The organism is Bradyrhizobium sp. GW821-FHT12B03 (genome assembly GCF_058807535.1).
Genome location: NZ_JBXAQU010000002.1, coordinates 166,280 through 189,885, shown reverse-complemented (window position 1 = coordinate 189,885; position 23,606 = coordinate 166,280). Strand labels below are relative to the sequence as shown.

Annotated in this window: 21 protein-coding genes and 1 pseudogene; 11 read left to right on the top strand and 11 right to left on the bottom strand. The window is 64.1% G+C overall.

Translation table 11 applies throughout. The features are described from left to right. Positions 1-44 precede the first annotated feature (44 nt). Positions 45-1,217, bottom strand: a complete 1,173-nt coding sequence (locus AC1RUR_RS04950) for a M20 aminoacylase family protein (protein ID WP_492841913.1) — start codon at positions 1,215-1,217, stop codon at positions 45-47. Positions 1,218-1,391: 174 nt separating this feature from the next. Here AC1RUR_RS04950 and AC1RUR_RS04945 point away from each other — a divergent pair, with 174 nt between their 5' ends. The 6 genes from AC1RUR_RS04945 (at position 1,392) to AC1RUR_RS04920 (ending at position 6,752) form a co-directional block, all read left to right on the top strand. Beyond that, positions 1,392-3,011 (top strand): GMC family oxidoreductase, encoded by a 1,620-nt coding sequence (locus AC1RUR_RS04945; protein ID WP_492841911.1) that lies wholly within the window; start codon positions 1,392-1,394, stop codon positions 3,009-3,011. Between the two features lie 12 nt (positions 3,012-3,023). After that, positions 3,024-3,905, top strand: a complete 882-nt coding sequence (locus tag AC1RUR_RS04940; RefSeq protein WP_492841910.1) for an alpha/beta fold hydrolase — start codon at positions 3,024-3,026, stop codon at positions 3,903-3,905. 120 nt (positions 3,906-4,025) lie between these two features. After that, positions 4,026-4,964, top strand: coding sequence for a metallophosphoesterase family protein (locus AC1RUR_RS04935; protein WP_492841909.1), 939 nt, complete (start codon positions 4,026-4,028; stop codon positions 4,962-4,964). A gap of 27 nt (positions 4,965-4,991) precedes the next feature. After that, positions 4,992-5,315, top strand: coding sequence for a cupredoxin domain-containing protein (locus tag AC1RUR_RS04930; RefSeq protein WP_492841907.1), 324 nt, complete (start codon positions 4,992-4,994; stop codon positions 5,313-5,315). A 124-nt stretch (positions 5,316-5,439) separates the two neighbouring features. Further along, positions 5,440-5,988, top strand: coding sequence for a sigma-70 family RNA polymerase sigma factor (locus AC1RUR_RS04925; RefSeq protein ID WP_492841905.1), 549 nt, complete (start codon positions 5,440-5,442; stop codon positions 5,986-5,988). Beyond that, positions 5,985-6,752 carry an anti-sigma factor family protein gene (locus AC1RUR_RS04920; protein ID WP_492841903.1) on the top strand — a complete coding sequence of 256 codons (768 nt, stop codon included), beginning with the start codon at positions 5,985-5,987 and terminating at the stop codon, positions 6,750-6,752. Before AC1RUR_RS04925 ends, AC1RUR_RS04920 begins: the two co-directional genes overlap by 4 nt. A 13-nt stretch (positions 6,753-6,765) precedes the next feature. Here AC1RUR_RS04920 and AC1RUR_RS04915 read toward each other — a convergent pair whose 3' ends face one another. Then, positions 6,766-7,083: a hypothetical protein gene (locus AC1RUR_RS04915; RefSeq protein WP_492841901.1), complete on the bottom strand. Its 318-nt coding sequence runs from the start codon at positions 7,081-7,083 to the stop codon at positions 6,766-6,768. A 53-nt stretch (positions 7,084-7,136) separates the two neighbouring features. Further along, entirely contained in the window at positions 7,137-8,528 is a 1,392-nt protein-coding gene (hpnO, locus tag AC1RUR_RS04910; RefSeq protein WP_492841899.1) for an aminobacteriohopanetriol synthase HpnO, read from the bottom strand. A gap of 141 nt (positions 8,529-8,669) precedes the next feature. On the opposite strand from hpnO, the gene AC1RUR_RS04905 reads away from it, so the two are divergent. Then, positions 8,670-9,323 carry a DUF2147 domain-containing protein gene (locus tag AC1RUR_RS04905; protein ID WP_492841897.1) on the top strand — a complete coding sequence of 218 codons (654 nt, stop codon included), beginning with the start codon at positions 8,670-8,672 and terminating at the stop codon, positions 9,321-9,323. On the opposite strand, the gene hpnN is transcribed toward AC1RUR_RS04905, so the two are convergent. After that, complete coding sequence (gene hpnN / locus AC1RUR_RS04900) at positions 9,291-11,879, bottom strand: hopanoid transporter HpnN (RefSeq protein WP_492841895.1); 2,589 nt, start codon at positions 11,877-11,879, stop codon at positions 9,291-9,293. The two genes, AC1RUR_RS04905 and hpnN, sit on opposite strands and share 33 nt — an antisense overlap. A gap of 465 nt (positions 11,880-12,344) precedes the next feature. On the opposite strand from hpnN, the gene ispH reads away from it, so the two are divergent. Together ispH and hpnH are read left to right on the top strand one after the other, a co-directional pair. Further along, positions 12,345-13,271 carry a 4-hydroxy-3-methylbut-2-enyl diphosphate reductase gene (ispH, locus tag AC1RUR_RS04895; protein ID WP_492841893.1) on the top strand — a complete coding sequence of 309 codons (927 nt, stop codon included), beginning with the start codon at positions 12,345-12,347 and terminating at the stop codon, positions 13,269-13,271. 35 nt (positions 13,272-13,306) lie between these two features. Then, on the top strand, positions 13,307-14,467 hold the full coding sequence (gene hpnH, locus AC1RUR_RS04890) for an adenosyl-hopene transferase HpnH (protein WP_334536634.1): 1,161 nt from the start codon (positions 13,307-13,309) through the stop codon (positions 14,465-14,467). Between the two features lie 168 nt (positions 14,468-14,635). Here the strand turns inward: hpnH and AC1RUR_RS04885 are convergent, their stop codons facing one another. Then, entirely contained in the window at positions 14,636-15,193 is a 558-nt protein-coding gene (locus tag AC1RUR_RS04885) for a hypothetical protein (RefSeq protein ID WP_492841891.1), read from the bottom strand. Between the two features lie 137 nt (positions 15,194-15,330). Between AC1RUR_RS04885 and AC1RUR_RS04880 the strand changes: the two are divergent. Beyond that, positions 15,331-15,696: pseudogene (locus AC1RUR_RS04880) on the top strand (toll/interleukin-1 receptor domain-containing protein); the annotation flags it as partial. Between the two features lie 210 nt (positions 15,697-15,906). Beyond that, a complete protein-coding gene (locus AC1RUR_RS04875; protein ID WP_492842395.1) occupies positions 15,907-16,494 on the top strand; it encodes an REP-associated tyrosine transposase in 588 nt (195 codons plus the stop codon). A gap of 224 nt (positions 16,495-16,718) precedes the next feature. Here AC1RUR_RS04875 and AC1RUR_RS04870 read toward each other — a convergent pair whose 3' ends face one another. From AC1RUR_RS04870 to hpnC, 6 genes are all read right to left on the bottom strand, one after another. Beyond that, positions 16,719-17,522 carry a hypothetical protein gene (locus tag AC1RUR_RS04870; RefSeq protein ID WP_492841889.1) on the bottom strand — a complete coding sequence of 268 codons (804 nt, stop codon included), beginning with the start codon at positions 17,520-17,522 and terminating at the stop codon, positions 16,719-16,721. Between the two features lie 337 nt (positions 17,523-17,859). Next, the gene (locus AC1RUR_RS04865; RefSeq protein WP_492841887.1) at positions 17,860-18,609 is read right to left on the bottom strand and encodes a phosphorylase; all 750 of its coding nucleotides are present in this window, start codon (positions 18,607-18,609) and stop codon (positions 17,860-17,862) included. Continuing rightward, a complete protein-coding gene (shc, locus tag AC1RUR_RS04860) occupies positions 18,606-20,573 on the bottom strand; it encodes a squalene--hopene cyclase (RefSeq protein ID WP_492841885.1) in 1,968 nt (655 codons plus the stop codon). Before shc ends, AC1RUR_RS04865 begins: the two co-directional genes overlap by 4 nt. Before the next feature lie 51 nt (positions 20,574-20,624). Next, positions 20,625-21,893 (bottom strand): hydroxysqualene dehydroxylase HpnE, encoded by a 1,269-nt coding sequence (gene hpnE, locus AC1RUR_RS04855; RefSeq protein WP_492841883.1) that lies wholly within the window; start codon positions 21,891-21,893, stop codon positions 20,625-20,627. Continuing rightward, positions 21,893-22,732, bottom strand: a complete 840-nt coding sequence (hpnD, locus tag AC1RUR_RS04850) for a presqualene diphosphate synthase HpnD (protein WP_492841881.1) — start codon at positions 22,730-22,732, stop codon at positions 21,893-21,895. The genes hpnE and hpnD overlap by 1 nt, the downstream gene beginning before the upstream one ends. Further along, a complete protein-coding gene (gene hpnC / locus AC1RUR_RS04845; protein WP_492841879.1) occupies positions 22,722-23,606 on the bottom strand; it encodes a squalene synthase HpnC in 885 nt (294 codons plus the stop codon). The genes hpnD and hpnC overlap by 11 nt, the downstream gene beginning before the upstream one ends.

Genomic DNA, 23,606 nt, shown 5'->3' with positions numbered 1-23,606 from the left:
CGTGCGATGCACGGGCCCTTTTCGTCCGTGCTTCGAACTCGGCCTTACGACGCCGCGAGCTGCTCCTCGACCAGCTTGACCCAGTAGGACGTGCCGAACACGATCGCTTCGTCGTTGAAATTGTAGGCGGGGTGATGCAGGCCGGCGCTGTCGCCGTTGCCGCAGAAGATGAAGGCGCCGGGGCGCGCCTCGAGCATGTAGGCGAAATCCTCGCCGCCCATCAGCGGCGGCATCTCGTGCACATTGGCTTCGCCCGCGACCTGCCTTGCGATACGCCGCGCAATCTCGGTCTCCGCGGCGTGGTTGTTCACGACGGGATAGTTGCGCTTGTAGTGCAGGTCGATCTTGGCGCCGGTGATCTGCGCCACGCCCGCCACCACCTCGTGCACGCGCTTCTCGACCAGCTTGCGCACCTCCGGCGACAGCGTGCGGATGGTGCCCCTCAGCGTCGCGGTCTGCGGAATGACGTTGCGGGCGTTGCCGGCGTGGAATTCGCAGATCGAGATCACCGCCGATTCCAGCGGATCGACGCTTCGCGCCACGATCGACTGCAACGCCGTGATCACCTGTGCGCCGACCAGCACGGAATCCACGCACTTGTGCGGGCGCGCGGCATGGCCGCCGAGGCCCTCGATCATGATGTCGACCTCGTCGGTCGCCGCCATGATCGGGCCGGGCCGGATCGCGAACGAGCCGACCGGGATGCCCGGCCCGTTGTGCATGCCGTAGACCTGCTCGATGCCGAAGCGCTCCATCATGCCGTCCTTGACCATGGCCGCGCCGCCGGCACCACCCTCCTCGGCCGGCTGGAAGATCACGATCGCATCGCCGGCAAAGTTGCGGGTCTCGGCGAGGTAACGCGCAGCCCCAAGCAGCATCGCGGTGTGGCCGTCATGGCCGCAGGCGTGCATCTTGCCTGGATTCTTCGAGGCGTAAGGCAGGTTGGTCTGCTCCTCGACCGGCAGCGCGTCCATGTCGGCGCGCAGTCCGATCACCTTGAGCCCCTCGCCGGCCGGCTTGCTGCCCTTGATCACGCCGACCACGCCGGTCTGGCCGATCCCGGTCACGACTTCATCGCATCCGAACTCGCGCAGGCGGTCCGCAACGAATGCTGCGGTGCGGTGGACGTCGTACAGCAGCTCGGGGTGCTGGTGGATGTCCCGGCGCCAGGCCTGAATATCGGATTGGAGGTCGGCGACGCGGTTCACGATGGGCATGGAGGATCTCAAGCTTTGTTGGGAATACAGGACTGTCTACCATGCAAGGCGCAGTCCACCTAACCATCGTGAATCGGGGGTAGCCCTGCCCTCCCGTCATGGCCGGGCTTGTCCCAATCCACCGCGTCTGCCTATTAGGACGGAACGTCACGTGACCATCCGGGTGGAAGCAGAATGCCAAGGCGGCTCGAAGGTGAGTTCGACTACATTATCGTCGGGGCCGGCACGGCGGGCTGCATTCTCGCCAACCGCCTCTCGGCCGATCCGAAAAACCGCGTCCTCATCCTCGAAGCCGGCGGCGACGACAACTGGATCTGGTTCCACATTCCGGTCGGCTACCTCTTCGCGATCGGCAATCCGCGCTCGGACTGGATGTTCAAGACCGAGGCCGAGCCGGGCCTGAACGGCCGCGCGCTCGCCTATCCCCGCGGCAAGGTGATCGGCGGCTGCTCGGCGATCAACGCCATGATCTCGATGCGCGGACAGGCCGCCGATTACGACCATTGGCGCCAGCTCGGCATGACCGGCTGGGGCTATGACGACGTGCTGCCGCTGTTCAAGCGGCTGGAGGACCACTTCCTGGGCGCAAGCGAGCATCACGGCGCCGGCGGCGGCTGGCGCATCGAGGCGCCGCGGCTGTCGTGGGACGTCCTCGATGCCGTCGGTGACGCTGCCGAGGAGATGGGCATCAAGCGCATCCCGGATTTCAACACCGGCGACAACGAAGGCACCAGCTATTTCCACGTCAACCAGAAGCGCGGCCGGCGCTGGTCGTCGGCACGCGGCTTCCTCAAGCCCGCGCTGAACCGCTCCAACCTGCGGCTCGAGAAGAATGTGCTGGTCGACCGCCTCATCATCGAGCAGGGCCGCGCCGCCGGTGTGCGCTTCATCCAGAACGGCGAGATCATCGAGGCGCGCGCCAAACGCGAGGTGATCCTCTCGGCAGGCGCGATCGGCTCGGTTCAGGTGCTGCATCGCTCCGGCATCGGCCCCGCCGACTGGCTGTCGCCGCTCGGCATCGACATCGTGATGGACAAGCCCGGTGTCGGACGCAATCTCCAGGACCACCTGCAGCAGCGCGCGATCTACAAGGTCGAGGGCGTGCGCACGCTGAACGAGACCTATTACAATCTGTTCCGCCGCGGATTGATGGGGCTCGACTACGCCTTCCGCCGACGCGGGCCGCTGACCATGGCGCCGTCGCAGCTCGGCATCTTCACGCGCTCGGATGCGACGCGCGCCCGCGCCAACATCCAGTTCCACGTGCAGCCGCTGTCGCTCGACAAGTTCGGCGATCCCCTGCACCGCTTCCCCGCCATCACCGTGAGCGCCTGCAATCTCCAGCCGACCTCGCGCGGCACGGTGCGTTTGCGTTCGGCGACGCCCGACGAGAAGCCGATCATCGCGCCGAATTACCTTTCGACCGACGACGACCGTCAGGTCGGCGCCGACGCCATCCGCACCACGCGACGCCTGATGCAGCAGAAGGCGCTGGCAAAGTATCGCCCGAGCGAATATTTGCCCGGCCCCACCGTCGGCGACGACGATGCCTCGCTCGCGAAGGCCGCCGGCGACATCGGCACCACCATCTTCCATCCCGTCGGCACGGCGAAGATGGGCGCGGTGAGCGACCCGATGGCGGTGGTCGACGAGCGCCTGCGCTTCTACGGCCTCAGCGGCCTTCGCATCGTCGATGCCTCGATCATGCCGACGATCACCTCCGGCAACACCAACACGCCGACCGCGATGATTGCCGAAAAGGGTGCGACGATGATTTTGGAGGATGCGAAGTAGCATCCCGTCAGCATGATCAACTCGCACCGCTTTTCAATCGGCCCGGCCGGCGCGGAGATCGCCATGTTGCAATGGGGTGCGAGCGGAAAACCGCCGGCGCTCCTCGTGCACGGCACCGGTTTTGTCGCCGACGTCTGGGAGGAGGCCGCGCGCGAGCTTGCGTCGACCTACACCGTCTATGCGCTCGACCGCCGCGGCCACGGCGCGAGCCACAAGCCCGGCGCCTATCATTTCCTTGATTATGCCGAGGACGTCTGCCAGGTGATCGATGCGCTCGACCTGCGCGACGTCTACGGCATCGGCCACAGCGCGGGCGCGACCGATCTTCTGCTGGCCGCGAAACTGCTGCCGGGACGTTTCATCCGCCTGTTCGTGATGGAGCCAACGGTGATGGACCCGCGCGCGGCCCGCGCCGAAGGATTGAACGACGAATCCCTCGCCCGCGTGCAAAGCACGCTGCGCCGACGCGCCGAGTTCGACAGCGCCGACGCCGTGTTCGAGCGCTACCGCACGGCGCCGGCATTTGCGGATTGGACTGAGACGTCGCTGAGGGCCTATGTGCGCCACGGCTTCACGCCGCTGGAGAATGGCCGTGTTCGGCTCTGCTGCACGCCCGAGATCGAATCTGCCATCCTGCGTCCGATTTACGAGGCGATGGAGCAGGTCTACGTTGGCGATGCCCGTGGCAACCCATTTGCCGGGCTCGCCGAGATCGACTGCCCCGTCCGCGTCACGACCGCCGTGAAGTCGGGTCCGATCTACAAGGAGATGGCGTCGCGCGCCGTGTCGCTGATTCCGCGCGTCAGTACACTGGTCTTCGAGAACGCCGGGCACTGCGTGGCGCAGGAAGTGCCGGCGCGCGTGGTGGAAGCCGTGCGAGAATTTGCAAAGTAGGCCTCGTGCCCCGGACACGAGACCACCTCCTCACGAAATCGTCATCGCATCCGGGAATAAACCCGCCCCTCCCCCGATCACCTCCCCGAAGCCCAATTCCGGGCGAAGTGGAGATGCGCGATGAGCGGACACGATCACGGGGACGACGGCGTCAGCCGCCGCAAGGTGCTGGAATGCATGACCTGGGCCGGCACCGGGGTGCTCTGGACCATCACCGGCGGCGTGCCGCGCTCGCTCGGCATCATCGATTCCGCACAAGCCGCAACCGCGCCGGGCATGAGCTTCCTCCAGATCAGCGACAGCCATGTCGGCTTCGACAAGCCGGCCAATCCGAACGCGCTGGGCACGCTGGAGGAAGCCGTGAGCAAGATCAACGCGATGCCGGCCAAGCCGTCGTTCATGATCCATACCGGCGACATCACCCATCTGTCGAAAGCCGCCGAGTTCGACAATGCCGATCGCATCATCTCGCAGGCCAAGCTGGACGTGCACTACGTCCCCGGCGAGCATGATTTCCTCGACGAGGAGGTGAAGCTCTATCGCGAGCGCTACGGCCGCGGCACCAAGGGCCAGGGCTGGTATTCGTTCGACGCCGGCGGCGTGCACTTCATCGGCGTCGTCAACGTCGTCGATCTCAAGGCCGGCGGGCTCGGCAATCTCGGCGCCGAGCAGCTCGCCTGGCTGCAGGATGATCTGCGCGGCAAGTCGAAATCGACGCCCATTGTCTTGTTCGCACATATTCCACTCTGGACCGTCTATCCCGAATGGGGCTGGGGCACCGAGGACGGCGGCCGCGCACTGGAATACGTCAAGGGTTTCGGCTCGGTCACCGTGCTGAACGGCCACATCCACCAGGTGATGCAGAAGGTCGAGGGCAACGTCACCTTCCACACCGCGCGCTCGACCGCCTTCCCGCAGCCGGCGCCCGGCGCCGCCCCCTCGCCCGGACCGATGAAGGTCGAGGACGCAAGGCTGCGCTCCATGCTCGGCGTCGCCAGCATCAATTTCAAGCAGAACGAGCAGCGGCTCGCGATCATCGACACGCCGCTGCAAGGCTGAACGAAAACGGCTGAACGGAAGCTGACAATGAAGACACTCAATCGCCGCGACTTCGGTCTCGCTTTGGCCGCGGCCATCCTGTTGCCCGCAACAACTGCCCGAGCCGACGACATGGAGGTCCATATCGACAATTTCGTTTTCCAGCCGGCCGAACTCACGGTCAAGATCGGCACCACCGTGACCTGGACCAACCGGGACGACATCCCCCACACGGTGGTGTCGGCCGGCAAGTTCAGGTCCAGGACCCTGGACACCGACGACAAGTTCTCGTTCACCTTCACCAATGCGGGCGACTACAAATATTTTTGTTCGCTGCACCCGCACATGACGGGGATGATCAAGGTTGAGTAACATCTTGAACCAAGGCATCTCTGTCCTGCCCGGCCGGTGGTCCCACGCCGGCCGGGCTCACGCATCCTCGGTCACGCATAGGGACGAGACGAAGCAACAAGAGCAAGAGGCAAAGCGAGAGGCGATGCCCGTCACCGACGATGTGCAGAAGGCGCAGCGCTTCCGCGAGGCGGCGTTGCCCTATCTCGACGACGTCTACACCCTCGCGCGCTATCTGCTGCGCGATGCCTCCGACGCCGAGGACGCGGTGCAGGAGTGCTATCTGCGCGCGCTGAAGCACTTCGACAGCTATCGCGGGCCGACGATGAAGCCCTGGCTGTTCGCGATCCTGCGCAACGTCTGCAACGCCGAATATGCACGTCGCGCGCATTCGCACGCCGCGATCGAAGACGCACCCGGTGCCGCCGAGCAGACGCCGCTATGGCAGGAGACCGAAGCGAGCCCCGAGACCGAAGTGCTGCGCAGCCGCGATGCCGGCGCGATCCGCAGACTGATCGACGCGCTCGCCGAGCCGTTCAAGGAAACATTCGTGCTGCGCGAGATCAACAACCTGTCCTATCGTGAAATCGCCGAGGCCGTCGGCGCACCCGTCGGCACCGTGATGTCCCGCCTCGCCCGTGCCCGCGCCATGCTGCGCGCGGCCTGGACGGCGGAAGAGGAGCACTCCAGATGACCTGCGACGAAGCAAAAATCCTGCTTCACGCGCTGATCGACAACGAGCTCGATGCCGGCCATGCGCGCGAGGTCGAAGCCCACATCGCCGGCTGCCCGGCCTGCGCCGGCGAGCTTGCGGCACAGCGCGAGATGCGGCGCGTGCTCACTGAGACCAATCTGCGCTACACCGCGCCGGCAAGCCTGCGCAGCCGGATCGAGGCCTCGCTGCCGCAGCCACAGCGCCAGCAACCGACCCGCCGCTCCGTGCTGCGCGGCTTTGCGATGGGCTCGGCCGTCTCCGCGCTCGCCGCCTCCGGCGTCGTCGCCTTGGTGCTGCGCCAGGACGACCAGCAGCGCATCCTGTCGGAGGTCGTCTCCGCGCATCTGCGCTCGCTCCAGGCCGGCCATCTCACCGACGTGATCTCGACCGACCAGCACACCGTCAAACCCTGGTTCAACGGCAAGCTCGACGTCGCCCCGCCCGTGATCGACCTCACCGCCCAAGGCTTCACACTGGTCGGCGGCCGGCTCGACTATATCGACGCCCGCGCCATCGGCGCGGTCGTCTACAAGCGCCGGCAGCACGTGATCAATTTATTCGTGTCGCAGACCGCGAGCACCGAACACCGGCCGCCGAAGACCCAGACCATGCAGGGCTTCAACTGCCGCCGCTGGGGCGAGCGCGGCCTGAACTTCTGGGCCGTCAGCGACATCGGCAACGACGAGCTCGCCGAGTTCGTCGACAAGTTCGAGGCGGCGATGAAAGCGAATGTGGAGGGGTAGATTATTTCTGCGGTCAAACTCGATCGAGAAATCGTTGCAGGTCAAATGCTCTCACTGCCACGACAAATAGTCCCATGACGATCCATGTCGCGGCGGCGACCAGCGCTGCAATCTTGAAGCTCTTAAGGTGTGCCAAGCACTCTTGGGACACGTCGGGATCATCCGGATCGTGCATCGCACGCATGGAGACACGTATAGTCGTAAGCGGCCCGGATACGAGGGGTTTAGGCATCAGCTCTCTGTAGCTGTTGTAGCTGAGCCATGCACGAGCGCCGGACAGTACAGACGTCAGAAACAGCAGGAGCGAAACAAGAACAATTGCCGATCGCATGACGATATCTCACGCCTCGACAGCAAATACGTGGCCGACGCTACGGAGCGCTCTTAGGCCGACCTTCGCACCGCGTTGTCCACCAGCGTCTTGCCGAGCGACCAGATCGCGCCGGGGACCTTGTGGCTGCCGGCGATGACGTCGTCGAACGCCTTCTCGATCCAGCTGCAGTCTTCCTCGGTGATCGTGAGCGGCGGCAGCAGCTTGATGGTGTGGCTGCCGTGGCCGGCCACCTGCGTGAGGATCTTGTGGTCCTTGAACAGCGGCACGGTGATGAGCTGGCAGAACAGGCCCTTGTTGGCGGTCTCCAGCACGTTCCACGAGGCGCGCAGGCGCAACGACTTCGGTGGGCCGAACTCGACACCGATCATCAGGCCCTTGCCGCGCACTTCCTTCATCAGCTCGTAGCCGGGCACCATGCGCGTCAGCGCGAGGCGCAGCTCGGCGCCGCGCTTGGCGGCGGACTCGATCAGCTTCTCGGATTCCATGACGTCGAGCGTGGCGATGCCCGCGGCCATCGCCAGATCGTTCTTGGAGAAGGTCGACCCGTGCACCACCGCACGGTCCATCTGGTTGAAGATCTTGTCGAAGATGCCCTTGCGCGTCAGCACCGCGCCGACCGGCACGTGGCCGCCCGACAGCGATTTCGACAGCAGCACCATGTCGGGCTCGACGTTCCAGTGCTCGACCGCGAGGAAGCGGCCGGTGCGGCCCATGCCGGTCTGGATCTCGTCGGCGACGAACAGCGTGCCGTATTTCTTGCAGAGCGCGGCAGCACCCGGCAGGAACTCGTCCGTGGGCATGTTGACGCCCTTGCCCTGGATCGGCTCGACGACGAAGGCCGCGACCTCGCGCGAGGCCAGCGCCTTTTCGAGCGCGGCCAGATCGTTGAACGGGACCGGGGTGCAGCCCGGCAGCAACGGCTCGAAGCCGGTGCGGAAGTTCGAATCTCCGGTCAGCGACAGCGCGCCATAGGTCAGGCCGTGATAGCCGTGGGCGCAATAGACGATGCCCGGACGACCGGTGGCGCCGCGCGCGAACTTGATCGCGGCTTCGACACATTCCGCCCCGGAATTGGCGAAGAACACCTTGTCGAGATAGGGGACGTACTTCAGGAGCCGCTCGGCGAGCACGCCGGCGAGCGTCGAGACGTCGAACTGGACGAGATTGGGCAGGTCGGCATCGAGCACGCTCTTGAGCGCCTCGCGCATGACCGGATGGTTGCGCCCGATCGCAAACACGCCAAAGCCGGACAACAGGTCGAGATAGCGCGCGCCGTCGCGGTCGTAGAGGTACTGCCCCTGCCCCTTCTGGAAGCCGACATCGTAGCCGATGGTCTTCAGAACCCGGACGAACTGCTCGTTCAGATACCGATTATGCAGGGCACTGCGCTGGGCCTGACGGTCCGCGAACAGTTGAGACATGTCTGGATTTGGGCTGTGCATCCGCTACATACTTCGGTTGAGGGCCGTCTCGTCAACTGAAAACGGACCGTTCCTGAAAACGGTCTGTGCGGCCTTTTGCCCTTTTTCGGACCATCTTCGCAAGCACAGCTTTAAACCATGTTGCACTGCCGAGGAACACTCATGCGTTTGACACTTTACACCGGAATAATACTGACTTGCGGTTACGCCTGCCTGACACCCGCGCTCGCGGCGGATCCGACCGGCGACTGGCGGGTCGCCGACGGCGTCGCCAATGTCCGCGTCGCCCAATGCAATGGCAGCATGTGGGGCGCGGTTTCCTGGGAAAAACAGTCCGGCGGCCGCGACGAGAACAACCCGGATGTCTCAAAAAAGAGCAGGCCGACGCTGGGTATGGCGATCCTCATCGACATGAAGAAGAAGGCTGGCGCCGAGCAATGGGAAGGCCAAGTCTACAACGCCAAGGATGGCCAGCTCTACAGCGCGACCATCACGCCTGCGGGCACCGACCAGCTTGAAATCAAGGGTTGCGTGATGGGCTTCCTCTGCGGTGGCGAGACCTGGACCCGGGTCGGCCCACCGATTCCCTTGAGCACCGCCAACGCCATGGCCAAGGGCGCGCCGAAGCCCGCCGGCGCGGCGCCGAAAGCCCAAGGAGCACAACAAGGGGCACCAGGCACGACGGGCGCCACAGCGCCTGCACCCGCGCCGGCCCCGAAGACCGCCACCTCAGCCACCAAGCCCGGTCAGAAGGGCGCCGCCGACCCTGTCGGCGACATCTGCCTACTCCCTGAGATTGCGGGGTTTGCCCATTAAGGCCGGCTGGAACAGCAGCACGGCTGCCAGCGTCGTCACCAGCGAGAGCGCGAGCAGCTTGCCCATGCTGGACGTGCCGGGATGACTCGACAGCCACAGGCTGCCGAACGCGGTCGCCGTCGTCAGCGCGCTGAAAAAGATCGCGCGTGTCAGGCTGGTCTGAAGCAGGTTTGTTCTGCCCGAGCGCCAGGCTACGACATAATAGATCTTGAAGGCGACGCCGACGCCGAGCAGCAGCGGGAACGCAACGATATTGGCGAAGTTGAGCGGCAGGCCGATCAGCACGCAGATCTCGAGCGTGACCGCGCCGGCAACCAGAAGCGGCACCAGCGTCATCAGCACGTCCACGAACCGGCGCAGCGTGATCCACAGCAGAAGGCCGATCACCAGCAGCGCATAGACGCCGGCGTGAATGAACGCCTTCACCACGGTGTCGCCGGATTTCAGGATCGAGACCGGCCCGCCGATCGCGGTCGGCTCGGCAACGAGCACCGCCGCCGCAAATTTGCGCAGCGTGTCGTTGTCGTTGGGATCGCCCTTGGGCAGCGCCTCGACGCGGATGATGCCGTCCTTGCTCTTCCAGGCGCTGACGAGGTCGGGCGGCAGTGATTTCAGGGTGACCGGCTCGGCCTGCATTGCGTTCCTGAGCTGGTCGAACACGATCTTCATCGGCGTGACGAACACGTCCTGCGCCTTGTTGCGCGTGGCCTCGTCGCCGTTGGCGAGCTTCTCCAGCGCATCCGCAAGGCGGCGCGAGGCGACCGCACCCGGGCCCTTCGCATCGCCCGCGGTCCGGCGCAGATTGTCGACCGAGGACTTCAACGAATCGACGTTCTCCTTGTCCGACGGTGCGGCATCGATCTGGTCGGGATTGAGGGCGGGATTGAGCACCTTGGCGCCCTGCGCGAGCAGCTTCAGCTTCGGCGGCTGGTCTTCGGGCACGAAGCTGTTGAGCGACATCACGCGCAGCACCTCCGGAACCTTCTCCAGCTTCGCCTCGACCTGCTTCGCCTGCTCCTCCGACGTGGTCATCACGTTGATGGCATTGGCGCCGGTGTTCGGATCCTTGCGCAGATCGAGGAAGGTCGCGATCGACTCGGCCTTCGGGTTGCGCAGGTTCATCGGGTTGAAGTCGAACTTCATGAAGTAGAGCAGCGGCAGGCCGGCGAGCGCGAGCAGCAGCGTGCCGCCAACGACCAGCACGCGGTGCTTCTCCAGAAAGTGATCGAGCGGCGCGAGGAAGGCGTAGCCGACCGGCTCCTTCTCGCCGGGCGGATTCAACAGCTTGAGCAGCGCCGGCAAGACGGTGATCGAGGACAGGAACGCCACCAGCATGCCGACGCCGGCGATCTGGCCGAGCTCGGAGATGCCCTTGTAATCGGTCGGCATGAAGCAGAGGAAGCCGGCGGCGGTCGCCATCGCCGCCAGCGACAGCGGCACCGCCGAGCGCTTGGCTGCCAGCACCAGCGCGCCGGCAAGATCGTTGTGCTTGTAGCGCTCGGAGCGGTAGCGGACACTGTACTGAATGCCGAAATCGACGCCGAGACCGACGAACAGCACGGCGAACGCGATCGACAGCAAATTGAGCGAGCCGACCATCATCAGACCGGCAGCGGTCGTAAGCGCAAGCCCGACGAACAGATTGACGAACACCGCGAAGATGATCTTCGCCGAATGCAGCGCCAGCCAAAGGATCAGCAGCACGACGAGGACAGTGCCGACGCCGTTGACGACGGCGCCTTCCTGGACGGTGGCGTATTCCTCGTTCGCGATCGGCACCGGACCGGTCAGCCGTACCCGCGCCTGGTACTTGGTCGCGAAATCCAGATCCACGGCGGCCTTGCGGATCGCGTCGGTGGCGCCCTTGCCGGGCTCCAGCGCGTTGTAGTCGAGGATCGGCTTGAACTCGATGAAGGCGCGCTTGTCGGAATCCGACAGCGGCTCGTCGCTGACGAGCTCACGCCACGAGAAGCTCGCATTGCCCTTGTTGAGCACGCTCTCGACCGTCTGCGCGATCAGGTTGAAGGGCCGCGCGGTGTTGTCGAGCTTGACCTGGCCGCGCTTGACGCCGGCAAGTCCCGTCTCCAGCGCGCCGGTCAGGCCGCGGATCGAGGGATCGCCCGCCATGATCTCGATCAGCGGAGCCGCGGCTTCGAACTGTCCGGTGATCTTGCCGACCTCCTCGGTCGGCAGGAACAGCAGGCCGTTCTTCTCGAAGAACTCGCCGGTGCCGAGCTGCTGCATCGACTGGAAATTGGTCTTGTCGTCCTTCAGCTTCGCAAAGAGCGCGTCCGCCGCAGCGGTCGCCATCTCCGGCGTCCTGGCCTCGACGACCGCCGTGATCGTCGCATCGCGGTCGAAGGCACGGTCGAACTGCTGGTCGCGCTGGCGCCAGTCCAGATTCTGGGCAATCAGCGAATTGATGTCGGTGTTGATGGCGAAGTGCTGGGACGTGTAATAGCCGGCCCCCACCGAAAGCAGGATCCCGAGAAAGACGACGAGGGAGGCAAACCGGGTGCAGGCCCTGACGATGGCAACGACGACGCTTTGCAGCACTTCTTTTCTTTCTGCTGTTAACAGCTTGCCGGAAACGCCCGCTGTTTATCGGAGTTCCCAGGCGAAACCTATTGCTGTTTTGAGTGGGTCTCGCCGCCAAAAGGTTCGAGGTAAACGACGGGAGACCGCGGCAAAATCATGCGGGGCGGTCGGTATAGCCGGGGAGTTGAGGCGGGAAAGTGACGAAGGGGTGGGCACAGATGTCGCCATTTTGCTCACGACCATGGCCATACTATAATACCAAAGAATTGAACCGGCAGGGAACCTATAAGTCCGTTCGACCTTTCCTTTCTGCCGATTTTTTGACACAAAGTATTGCGCCTCCATGCGCCGGAGCCCCAACGAGGTGGGTGGCTACCACGTGCGCGAACCCAATGGTGCGGATATTGCAACTCATTGGTCAGTATCGGGGGTGCCGCCGGGGACTTTGAAGCGGATGAGTGCAACTTGCGTGATGGGCGTCCTATGGAAGTTTATCTAGCGCAACCGCGCGGTTTCTGCGCGGGCGTGGTGCGTGCGATCGAGATCGTGGAACGGGCGCTGGAGAAGTATGGCCCGCCCGTCTACGTGCGCCACGAGATCGTGCACAACAAATACGTGGTCGAGAGCCTGAAGAACAAAGGGGCGATCTTCGTCGAGGAGCTGTCCGAGGTTCCGCCCAAGGCGGTGACCGTTTTCAGCGCCCATGGGGTCGCCCGCAGCGTCGAGGAAGAGGCCGCCGCGCGCGACCTGCCGGTGCTCAATGCCACCTGCCCCCTGGTCACGAAGGTTCACAATCAGGGGAAGCGCTACATCACCAAGGGCCGTACGTTGATCCTGATCGGCCATGCCGGCCACCCCGAGGTCGAGGGCACGATGGGCCAGGTTCCAGGCCCGGTGCTGCTTGTTCAAAGCGTTGAAGAGGTTAACGCCCTTGGACTGCCGGCGGATACGCCAATGGCCTACATCACCCAGACCACCCTGTCGGTCGACGACACCAGGGACATCATTTCGGCCCTCCAGGCCCGCTTTACAGATATTCAAGGCCCGGATATCCGGGATATCTGCTATGCGACACAGAACCGCCAATCTGCGGTAAGGGACTTGAGCAAGCTGGTCGACGTGATCTTGGTGGTGGGCGCTGCCAACAGCTCGAACTCGAACCGGCTCCGCGAAATCGGCACTGAGGCCGGCGTCGCGAGTTATTTGATTGCCGACGGCAGCGAGCTCAATCCGGAGTGGTTGAAGAATGCCAGGACCGTCGGCGTCACGGCCGGCGCCTCGGCGCCCGAGGTACTCGTGGATGACGTGATCGAAGCGATGCGGCGGATCGGACCAGTCAGGGTCTCGGTGCTGCCGGGCCGCGAGGAAAACATCGAATTCCGGCTTCCGGCCCAACTGGCTGCGAGCTGACCCACCCGAATTTCAAGCCCAGAAAGAAACGTGTAATGGCTATCCCCTTCTTCAAGGAAATGCGTATCGGCGGCTATTTGCTCAAGCAGAAACTGCTTGGCCGCAAACGCTATCCGCTCGTGCTGATGCTGGAGCCGCTGTTCCGCTGCAACCTCGCCTGCGTCGGCTGCGGCAAGATCGACTATCCGGATGCGATCCTCAACCGCCGCATGACCGCACAGGAGTGCTGGGACGCGGCCGACGAGTGCGGCGCGCCGATGGTCGCCATTCCCGGCGGCGAGCCGCTGATCCACAAGGAGATCGGCGAGATCGTGCGCGGCCTCGTTGCGCGCAAGAAGTTCGTCTCGCTCTGCACCAACGCGCTGCTGCTCGAGAAGAAGCTCGACCTGTTCGAGCCCTCGCCCTACCTGTTCTTCTCCGTGCATCTGGACGGCCTGAAGGACCATCACGACAAGGCGGTGTCGCAGAAGGGCGTGTTCGACCGCGCCGTCTCCGCGATCAAGGCGGCCAAGGCGCGCGGCTTCACAGTCAACGTCAACGCCACCATCTTCGACGGCCACCCGGCCGAGGAGATCGCAAAATTCCTCGACCTCACCGTCGAGCTCGGTGTCGGCGTCTCGATGTCGCCCGGCTACGCCTATGAGCGTGCGCCGGACCAGGAGCACTTCCTCAACCGCACCAAGACCAAGAAGCTGTTCCGCGACGTCTTCGCGATGGGCAAGGGCAAGAAGTGGAATTTCATGCATTCCGGCCTGTTCCTGGACTTCCTCGCCGGCAACCAGGAATACGAGTGCACGCCTTGGGGCATGCCCGCGCGCAACATTTTCGGCTGGCAGAAGCCCTGCTACCTGCTCGGTGAAGGCTACGCCAAGACCTTCAAGGAGCTGATGGACACCACCGACTGGGAGACCTACGGCACCGGCAAGTACGAGAAGTGCGCCGACTGTATGGCCCATTGCGGCTACGAGCCGACGGCGGCGACCGCTGCCCTCAACAACCCGATCAAGGCGATGTGGGTGTCGCTGCGCGGCATCAGGACCACCGGCCCGATGGCGCCGGAGATCGACATGAGCAAGCAGCGTCCGGCGCAGTACATCTTCTCGGCGGAGGTGCAGAAGCGCCTGTCGGAGATCCGCAAGGACGAGGCGGCCGCCGCGCAGGAGAAGGCGGCACGGAAGGCTTCGACCGCGGCGTAAGCGCGCAAACGGCTACTGACGAAAAGGCCCGATCGCACGATGCGACCGGGCCTTTTCCTTTATTCGTTCAGCTCAAGCGCCCAGGAGGGAGAGGATTCGATACACAGACTGCGTGACTGCTAAAGAAATTCTCGTGTCTCACTTGAGGGGTGCAGTCCAGCACTGGAGCTAGTGCCACCAATTCGTATTGGTTCGTTTGAATTGCCACTGCTCGATTGGAAATGATTCGGCAGCCGCCGTACCGTCAATTGTCAGGACCAATGCGCCCGCCCCACACTCGCCGTCCGGCGCCGAAAGGGTGAACCGTACACCCGGCTTCGCATACCTTTGGATGATCACGCTCTGCCACATTGCGGGGAGCGGCAGCATGAAGGTGATGCGATCGAGACTGAGTTCCTTGCCCAGCACCCGAAGCCTGGCCGGCATGTAGTCGGCCCCGAAGAGGGCCACCCAGATCTTATCTCGACCAATCGAGAGCCGCTGAATGGGTTGGAATGGACTGTCGCAGTGTGCAACGCACGCCGGATATTCGGTCCCCACCGTTATCCTTTTTCGGGGTAGCAGAGGATCTTCTTCAACCAGCCACCACTTGCCGTCAGATTTCGTCAGATTTGCACGGAGACGAGCCGCGCTGCATTTTTGCTCGCCTGCATGGACAGCGGCGCCATAGAGAAACATCAATAGCAAGAAAAGAAATCCAATCGGATTCATGGCGTGTGCACTCATTTCAGCTTCCACTCCGCAGGATGAGTTGAGCCCTTCGCGAAACCCATCGCGCTTGTTTCGTGGTAACGTTGCGCCATGACCGCATAGCTTGCGGGACCTTGAATCGCTTGACAAGCGGTGTAGATCTATCTTCCGCAATGCGTCCTCTTGTTTGGGGGGAGACCTTGCATCGGAAAATATTCGTCAGTTACACGGCACACGATCGTGCCTGGGCGCACTGGATCGGCGTTATCCTGCGAGATCAGCGTCATACGCCGTTCGTTCATGAGTGGGAGGTCGGGGCCGGCGAGAACCTCGCACGCTGGATGGATGAGAGTCTGCGGGCTTCGGACTGTCTGATCGCCATTTACAGTGATGCTTACATTGACGCGTTATATTCGAGTTCAGAACGCTGGGCTGCCTATTGGGGGGACCCTGTGGGCCGCAATGGATTTCTCATCCCAATCGAGGTCGAGCCGGTTGCAGATTGGCCGCCGCTGACGCGCCCCCTGAAGCGACTTTCGCTGCTAGGCTTGACGGAAACCGAGGCGGAAACCGCACTGCTGGCGTTTTTGGCGTCCCCCGTTCCTCCGAGAAGGCGCCCGCCATTTCCAAGCAGGATTGAGATACCCGAACGCGCGACAACGGTCGTCGACAAGCCCGTAGGGCGGATTAGCGTCAGCGTAATCCGCCGTGACTACAACATCGCCGGCTCCTGCGCTATCGTAGCCACCATGCCCAATTATCGTCGCGCCTTCGTTCCCGGCGGCTCGTGGTTCTTTACAGTCAATCTGCTTGAACGCCGCCAGACACTGCTCGTCGACCATATCGACGACCTGCGCGATGCGGTCGGCCACACGCGGCAAGGCCGTCCCTTCACCATGGACGCGTTCGTCGTGCTGCCCGATCACCTGCACGCGGTCTGGACCCTGCCGCCGGGCGATGCGGACTTCTCGACCCGCTGGCGGCTCATCAAGAGCCGCTTTGCCCGTGCGCTGCCGAAACAGGAGCGCCTCAGCTCCGTCAGGATCGAACGCCACGAACGCGGCATCTGGCAGCGACGCTTCTGGGAACACCTGATCCGCGACGACGCCGACTACGCCCGTCATGTCGAATATTGCTACATCAATCCGGTCAAGCACGGCCTGGTCAATCGCGTCCGCGATTGGGCGCACTCGTCATTTCATCGCGACGTCCGCGCCGGGATGTTTCCGCCGGATTGGGCGGGAGATTCCGGATCTGACGGCAAGTTCGGCGAGCGGGAAGAGACCGCTGCGCGCGGGTCGGGCGATGTGGCCGCCGGGCAAAGAACGAAGCGGTGATCTGCCATCGCGCAGGTGATGCTCGCGGAGCGAATGGCGGATTACGCTGGCGCTAATCCGCCCTACGCACTGGGCGCCATCCTCGTTTCATCGTCACGCGGAGCTTGGCAACTATCCAGCCGATTGGGCGGGCGATCAGTCGGATGATGGCCGCGATTATGGAGAGCAATGATCGGGAAGCGATGGGTTTTGCAAGCGCTCAACCCATCCTACGGCCGCAGATTCTAGGCTTGCTGAGAAGCCCCAAACGATGCGGCGACAACGTCGAATAGCTCGATGTAAGCCCGGATTCCGAGAATAGATTCGTCGGGATCGACAGATGCCCAATACAACCGGCTTCCGTAAATGAGCCGATCAAACGCTTCATTGCCTCCCATTTCAAAAACACATTCCGGATCACTTTCAAGGAATATCCGAAAGACGAGGGGAGCTCCCACCCGCTGGGGGTCGCCGCCGAGATCCAGGCCAACTTCGAAGATAAGGCCGCATCCTAGCTTCTTATGCCAACGGTTACGGCGGCGCTTGAATGCGAGCGCAGCACAGAACTCGTCAACAAAAGGAATGACACCTCGTTTTTTCCTGGTCCACCCTGTCGTCTGGATTCCCAGACGCGTGCACTCGCGCTTCTGTAGATCTCTGCGAAATCCGATATCTTTTTCGCGAAATTCCTGATCGCTCCATGCTCGTTTGAAATGATCGAGCAAGCCTTTGATGAGAGGCCCATTCGGAACAGCCGGGTCGGCGAAATCCTTCCGAGCAAACAGATCATCCAGAAAGGCAGATCGATATCGCGGCTCAATGAGGAATCTCCTGAGGTCCGAATGCACCTTTCCGATAGATCGCATCGTCTCCATCGCTACCTCATCCCAATAACGATTGAGCAAATCCGCCTGGCTCGCTCCGCAGAACTCGATCATCCTGTTCTGCCAAGCAGCTGGGATCAGGAAGCCACGTGCCTCGAAGGCCCGCTGGGTCGCAACCCGGCCTGGCCATCTTGCTAAGACATCAAAAATGGGATGATTGTCCATTCGTGTGATCCCATGGAAATACAAGCGACACAAAGGCGGCGCCACTCCGCCCCTTGCTTGGTAGAAAATCGAATTCCAGCTCGTAGGATGGGTCGAGCCCTTGCGAAACCCATCACACTTGTTTCACCAAACGTCCGTCAAGCCAGTCAACTGGGCACCATCCTCGTTTCATCGTCACGTGGAGTCGGGCGATGGCTGCGATTACGGAGAGCGGAGATAGAGAAGCGATGGGTTTCGCAAGGGCTCAACCCATCCTACGAAGTGAGGCATGAAAACCAAAAAGGCCCGATCGCTGATAGCGACCGGGCCCTCTCTTTAGTGAGCTCTCTGATCCCGCTCAGGCGGCCTTCGACACCAGCGTCTCGCTCTCCACCAGCTCCGTCCCGATCAGATAATCCCGGCAGCCGCGAAGTGAGCGCAGCGCGCGGTTGAAGTCGATGCCGGTCGAGACCAGCGCATGCAGCGTGGTCGGGTTGCGGACGATGCCGCGCAGCACGGCGGCGAGGTCGATCTGGCCGTTCGGTTTGATGGCGGCGCGGGCGAGCGCCGGCAGCGCGCGATGGGCGGGATCGCTAATGACGCGGACTGCGGCGAACGGTAAGCCGGCCTCGGCGGCGTAGGCGGCCGCGATGTGGCTTTCCATGTCGACGGCCGAGGCGCCGGTCTCCGAATGCAGCGCCGCCTTGCAGGAGCGCCCGGTGACCACTTCCTCGGCACCGGCGAGGCTGCCGCGCACCACGCGGCGGCGGCCCGATGTCAGGCGGTCGATCAGGTCGTCGCCGAGCGACAGGCCGGCGGCCCAGCGGGTGTCGCCGGCGAGCACCTCGGTCGCCAGCACGACGTCGCCGGAGCGCAGCGTCGGGTCGAGCCCGCCGGCCACGCCGAACGAGATCACGCCGCGAATCGTTTCGGGGTCCACCACGGTCAGGAGCGCCCGCAACTGGGTCGGGCTGCTGGACGAGCAGATGACGGCCATTCCGGGCCCGGCCGCGATGCGGGCCTCCTGAACCAGACCGGTCACAATGAGTATTGGTCGCGGATCAATCGCATTGCCCGCGGTCAGATAGTCCCCCGTCCCCAAAGTCACATTCCGACCCCTACCACCCTGCTGTTGGTGTTCCGCAAGTTCCGGTACCGCGCCAACGCCCACAGCGGGAAGAACTTCGGGTAACCATGATACCGGAGATAGAATACACGAGGAAAGCCTGTGGCGGTGTACCGCTGCTCGTCCCACAGTCCTTTTTCGTTCTGTGTTGCAATCAGGTACTCCACCCCGCGGGCGACGGCCGGGTGATCAACCTCGCCTGCGGCCATCAGGGCAAGCAAGGCCCATGCCGTTTGCGAGGCGGTCGAGGGGGCGGCCTCCCATCCCCGGTAGTCCAGCCGGTAGCTGACGGCGTCCTCGCCCCAGCCGCCGTCCTTGTTCTGGATCGAGGCCAGCCAAGCGGCGGCTTTGCTGATCATGGGGTCGTCGTGGCGGACACCGGCCATGTTCAGGGCGCAGAGCACCGACCAGGTTCCATAGATGAAGTTCATGCCCCAGCGGCCGTACCAGGAGCCCTCGGGGTGCTGGGTCTTGCGGAGATAGGCGACCCCGTCGGCCACGGGCTTGCTGCTCGTCGCGGTCTCGCCGAGCTGGGCCAGCATCGAGATGCAGCGCGCGGTGACGTCCTCGGTCGGCGGATCGAGCAGCGCGGCGTGGTCGGAGAACGGGATGTTGTTGAGGTAATATTCGAGGTTGTTGACGTCGAAGGCCGCCCAGCCGCCGTCATCGCTCTGCATGCCCTCGATCCACTCCCGGGCGCGGTCGATCGCCGCGTCATAACCGGCAACGCCGTGCTCGCGGCGCATGCGGTCCATCGACATCACCACCACGGCGGTGTCGTCGAGATCGGGGTAATGGGCATTGTTGTACTGGAAAGCCCAGCCGCCCGGGCGCACGTCGGGGCGCTTCACCGCCCAGTCGCCCTTCACGCTAAGCTCCTGCTTCGGGATCAGCCAGTCGAGGCCCTGCTTGGCCGCAGGTACCGCCTTGTCGCCGCCGGCTTCCAGCAGCGCGTGGGCGGTCAGCGTCGTATCCCACACCGGCGAAACACAGGGCTGGCAATAGGCCTCCTCGCCGTTGATCACGAGCAGCTTGTCGATGCCCCGGCGCGTGATCGCGCGCGGCGGGAAGTTCTCGTCCCTGCCGAGCGCGTCGTACATCATGACGATGTTGGCCATCGGCGGGTAGATCGCGCCCATGCCGTCCTCGCCGTTGAGCCGCTCCTCCGTGAAAGCGAGCGCAGCGTCGATGGCGCGCTGGCGCAGACGCTTCGGAAACATCGGCTCGACCACGCGCAGGACGCTGTCGAGCGCGCGGAAGAACATGAACCAGGCCTTGCTCTGGTGTGGCGCCCTCGCCGTCATGCCGATCGAGCGGGGATCCTGGAGGAACAGCTCGTCGATGCCGATGCCCAGCGGATTCTTCGCGCGCGGCTTCAGCGCAGCGATCACCATCAAGGGCACCATGGTGGTGCGCGCCCAGTACGAGATCTTGTTGATGTGGAACGGGAACCAGAACGGCAGCAGCATGATCTCGATCGGCAGCACCGGCGTCGCACGCCAGGTCACGACGCCGAACGTCGCCAGCAGAAAACGGGTGAAGACGTTGCTGTTGATCGCACCACCACGCGAATGAATCGCCTCGCGCGCCCGTACCATGTGCGGGGCGTCGACGGAATCGCCGATCATCTTGAGCGCGAAGTAGGCCTTCACGCTGGCGCTCATGTCGAACGCGCCGTCATGCACCAGCGGCCAGCCGCCATGGGCGCCCTGGATGCGACGCAGATAGTTGCCGATCCTGGCCTCGAGCACCGTGTCGACGGGCTCGGCGAGATAATGGCGCAGCAGGATGTATTCGGCGGGAATGGTGGCGTCGGCCTCGAGCTCGAACACCCAATGGCCGTCGGATTGCTGGAAGCCGAGCACGCCTTGCGTCGCCGACGCAATGCTCGCTTCCAATGCTTTCGATTCCAAAGCTTCGCGGCTGGTCGCGTTCACGGAATCCATGGCGCTCGATTGCTCCGAGTGTCGATTGAAATGGGACGGGACATTTGCCCGTCAGGGCCGCTTTGCGGCCAAAACCAGATCGGCGGCGCGATCACCGGACCGGACCGATCCCTCGATCGTTGCAGGCAATCCCGTAGCAGTCCAGTCGCCGGCGAGGAACAGGTTTTTCAGCGCGGTGACCGGCCCCGGACGCAGGGCATTCTGTGCCGGCGTGGCCGCAAAGGTGGCGCGGCGTTCGCGCACGATCTGCCAAGGAGGCAATGGAGGCGAGAGCTCGCCGGACACGCCGCCTGCCTTGCAGACGTCGTTCCAGATCGCCTGCGCGAGTTCCTCGCGCGGCATGTCGACGAGACGGTCGCCGTTGCTGATGGTCACCGAGAGCCGGTTCGGGAAGGCGAACAGCCATTCCACGACGCCGCCGATCACGCCGAGGATCGGCGGCGAACCCGGCGGCGGCTCAAAACGGAAATGCGCATTCACGATGGCGCGGAATTCGGTCGGCGTCTTCAGGCCCGGCAGCAGGCTGGCGGCGGCACGCGGCGGCACCGCCATCACGACGACGTCGCCGTCGGCAAGCTGGATCACATCCTCGCCGCCGAAATTCAGCGCACCGGCTTTGCCGTCCCTGGTGGTGAAGGAACGCAGCTCGTGGCCAAGCTGAACTGTGTGGCCACGCTCGCTCAGGAATTTTACGGCGGGCTCGATCAGCACGGCGCTGAGACCGTCGCGCGCGATCAGGGGACGGCAGGCCTGCCCGCCGGCCAGCAGCGTCTCGCGCACGATCGCGCCGGCAAGCCCGGCCGAGCCCTCGGGCGGATCGACGTTGAGGGCTGCGAGCAACAGCGGCTGCACCAGGCGCTGATAGAGCACGCCTTCGCAAGGAATGGACTTGCCGACCAGCGTCGCCTCCGACGCCCAGATCAGCGGCGCCAGCTTGAGATAGTCGGTGAGGCCCGTGTCGGGAACGCGGCGGCCCTCGTCGAGCACCCAGGTCGGCAGCCGGCCGGCGCCGAGATCGATCTGCCAGCGCTGCCCGGTCTTGATATCGACGAAGGGAAACTGCGCGCTCTCAGGGCCGACCAGGCCCGCCTCGGTTCCGATCGCGCGCGCATAGGCGCGCGCGTGGCTGTTGCCCGACAGCAGCAGATGATTGCCGTTGTCGATGGTGAGATTGGTGGCGCCGTCGAAATAGGAACGGCAGCGGCCGCCGGCCTGGTGCGTCGCCTCGTGCACGGCGACCTTGAAGCCGGCATTGGCGAGCCGCACGGCGGCGGAGAGGCCGGAAATTCCAGCACCGATGATGTGAGCTGTGTTTTGCATCAGAGAAAAGCGTAACGGAGCAGGATCAGGATGCGTGTGACCTTCGACACACGCACCGGCTCGCGCGGCGCGTTGAAGCCGCGCGCGATCAGCAGGTCCAGAATGGAATGGTAGTATTTCGACATGATCCGCGGCGCGCGCACGGCGCGGCGCTTGTTGCGGTTCATGATCTCGTCCGACTTCTCGAAATACGCCTTCGCGCGCTGCGCCAGCGGCAGGCAGACCTTCGGCAGCGCGCGCTCGGCGATGACGCGGTTCGGATCGTTGGAGGTGATGCCGGCATGCAGCAGCGCTTCGCGCGGCAGATAGAGCCGGCCGAGGCCGGCATCCTCGTCGATGTCGCGCAGGATGTTGGTGAGCTGGAGCGCGCGGCCGAGATGATGGGCAAGCAGGATGCCGTCCTCTTCCGGCAGGCCGAACACCCGCACCGACAGCCGTCCCACCGCGCTGGCCACCCGATCGCAATAGAGATCGAGCGTCGCCATGTCGGGCGCGCGAATGTCCTGCGGCACGTCCATCTCCATGCCGTCGACGATGGCCAGGAAATCCTCGCGCTTGAGGCCGAAGGTCTTCACCGAGGCGACGTAGTCCTTCAGCCGCGGCGGCGGATTGCCCTGGTAGAGCGCGTCGATGTCGTTGCGCCACTCCTGCAGCGCGGCGAGCCGCTCCTCGCGCGGGCCGTCGGAATCGGCGATGTCGTCGACCTGCCGGCAGAAGCTGTAGATCTGGAACATCGCTTCGCGCTGGTCATGCGGCAGGATGCGCATCGCGGCATAGAACGAGCTGCCGGATGCGGTCGAGCCATAACTGGCGCCGGGCGAGGTCGCCTCAAGCGTCATGTGCAGTCCCCGGTCTGGAAATGGCCTTGCGTCCGATCGCGCGGCGGCCGACTTCGCCGATCATTCCGGCGAGGCTGAAGATGAGGAGCTCGAACTTGTTGAGATGCACACGCTCGCGCAGCGGATCGCGCACCTTCAGGAGCCGCACGATGCGGTCGGCATAGGCCTGGATCACCGCAACGTCGACGCCGAGGCGGACATCCCGGATCTCCGCAGCCAGCGACCTGCCCTCGTCGAGCAACGCCTCGTTGCGCACGGCGAGCGCCTGCAGGCAGGCCAGCATCGCCGGCGGCGATTGCGCCAGCCCGAGTTGCTCGACGGATGCGCCGCTTGCGGCCAGCGCATCGCGCGGCAGGTAGACGCGGTTGAGCTCGCGAAAATCCTTGCCGCAATCCTGGAGGTGGTTGTTGATCTGCAGGCCTGCGCAGAGCGCGTCCGACGCCGCCCAGGTCGAGGTGCTCTCGCCGTGGACGTCGAGCATGAAGCGGCCGACCGGCATCGCCGAGTAGCGGCAATAGTGGATCACCTCGTCCCAGGTCTCGTAGCGCAGCTTGGTGACGTCCATGCGGAACGCGACGAGCACGTCGAGCGCGTGGCGCGGCGCCATGCCGCGCTCGGCCAGCGCGCGCCGCAAGGCGACGGCCTCGGCCTGGGTGTCGCCCTTGCCGAGCAGTTCCGTCTCGAGCAGGTCGAGATAGCCAAGCTTCTGGTCGCCTGGCAGCGTCGCGTGGTCGGCGATGTCGTCGGCGGTACGGACGAAATTGTAATAGGCCAGGATCAGCGCGCGATGACGCGGATGAATGATCCAGGACGCGACGGGAAAATTCTCGTCGCGGTCACCCTTGCCGGATCGCAATTCGCTCGCAGAGGTCAT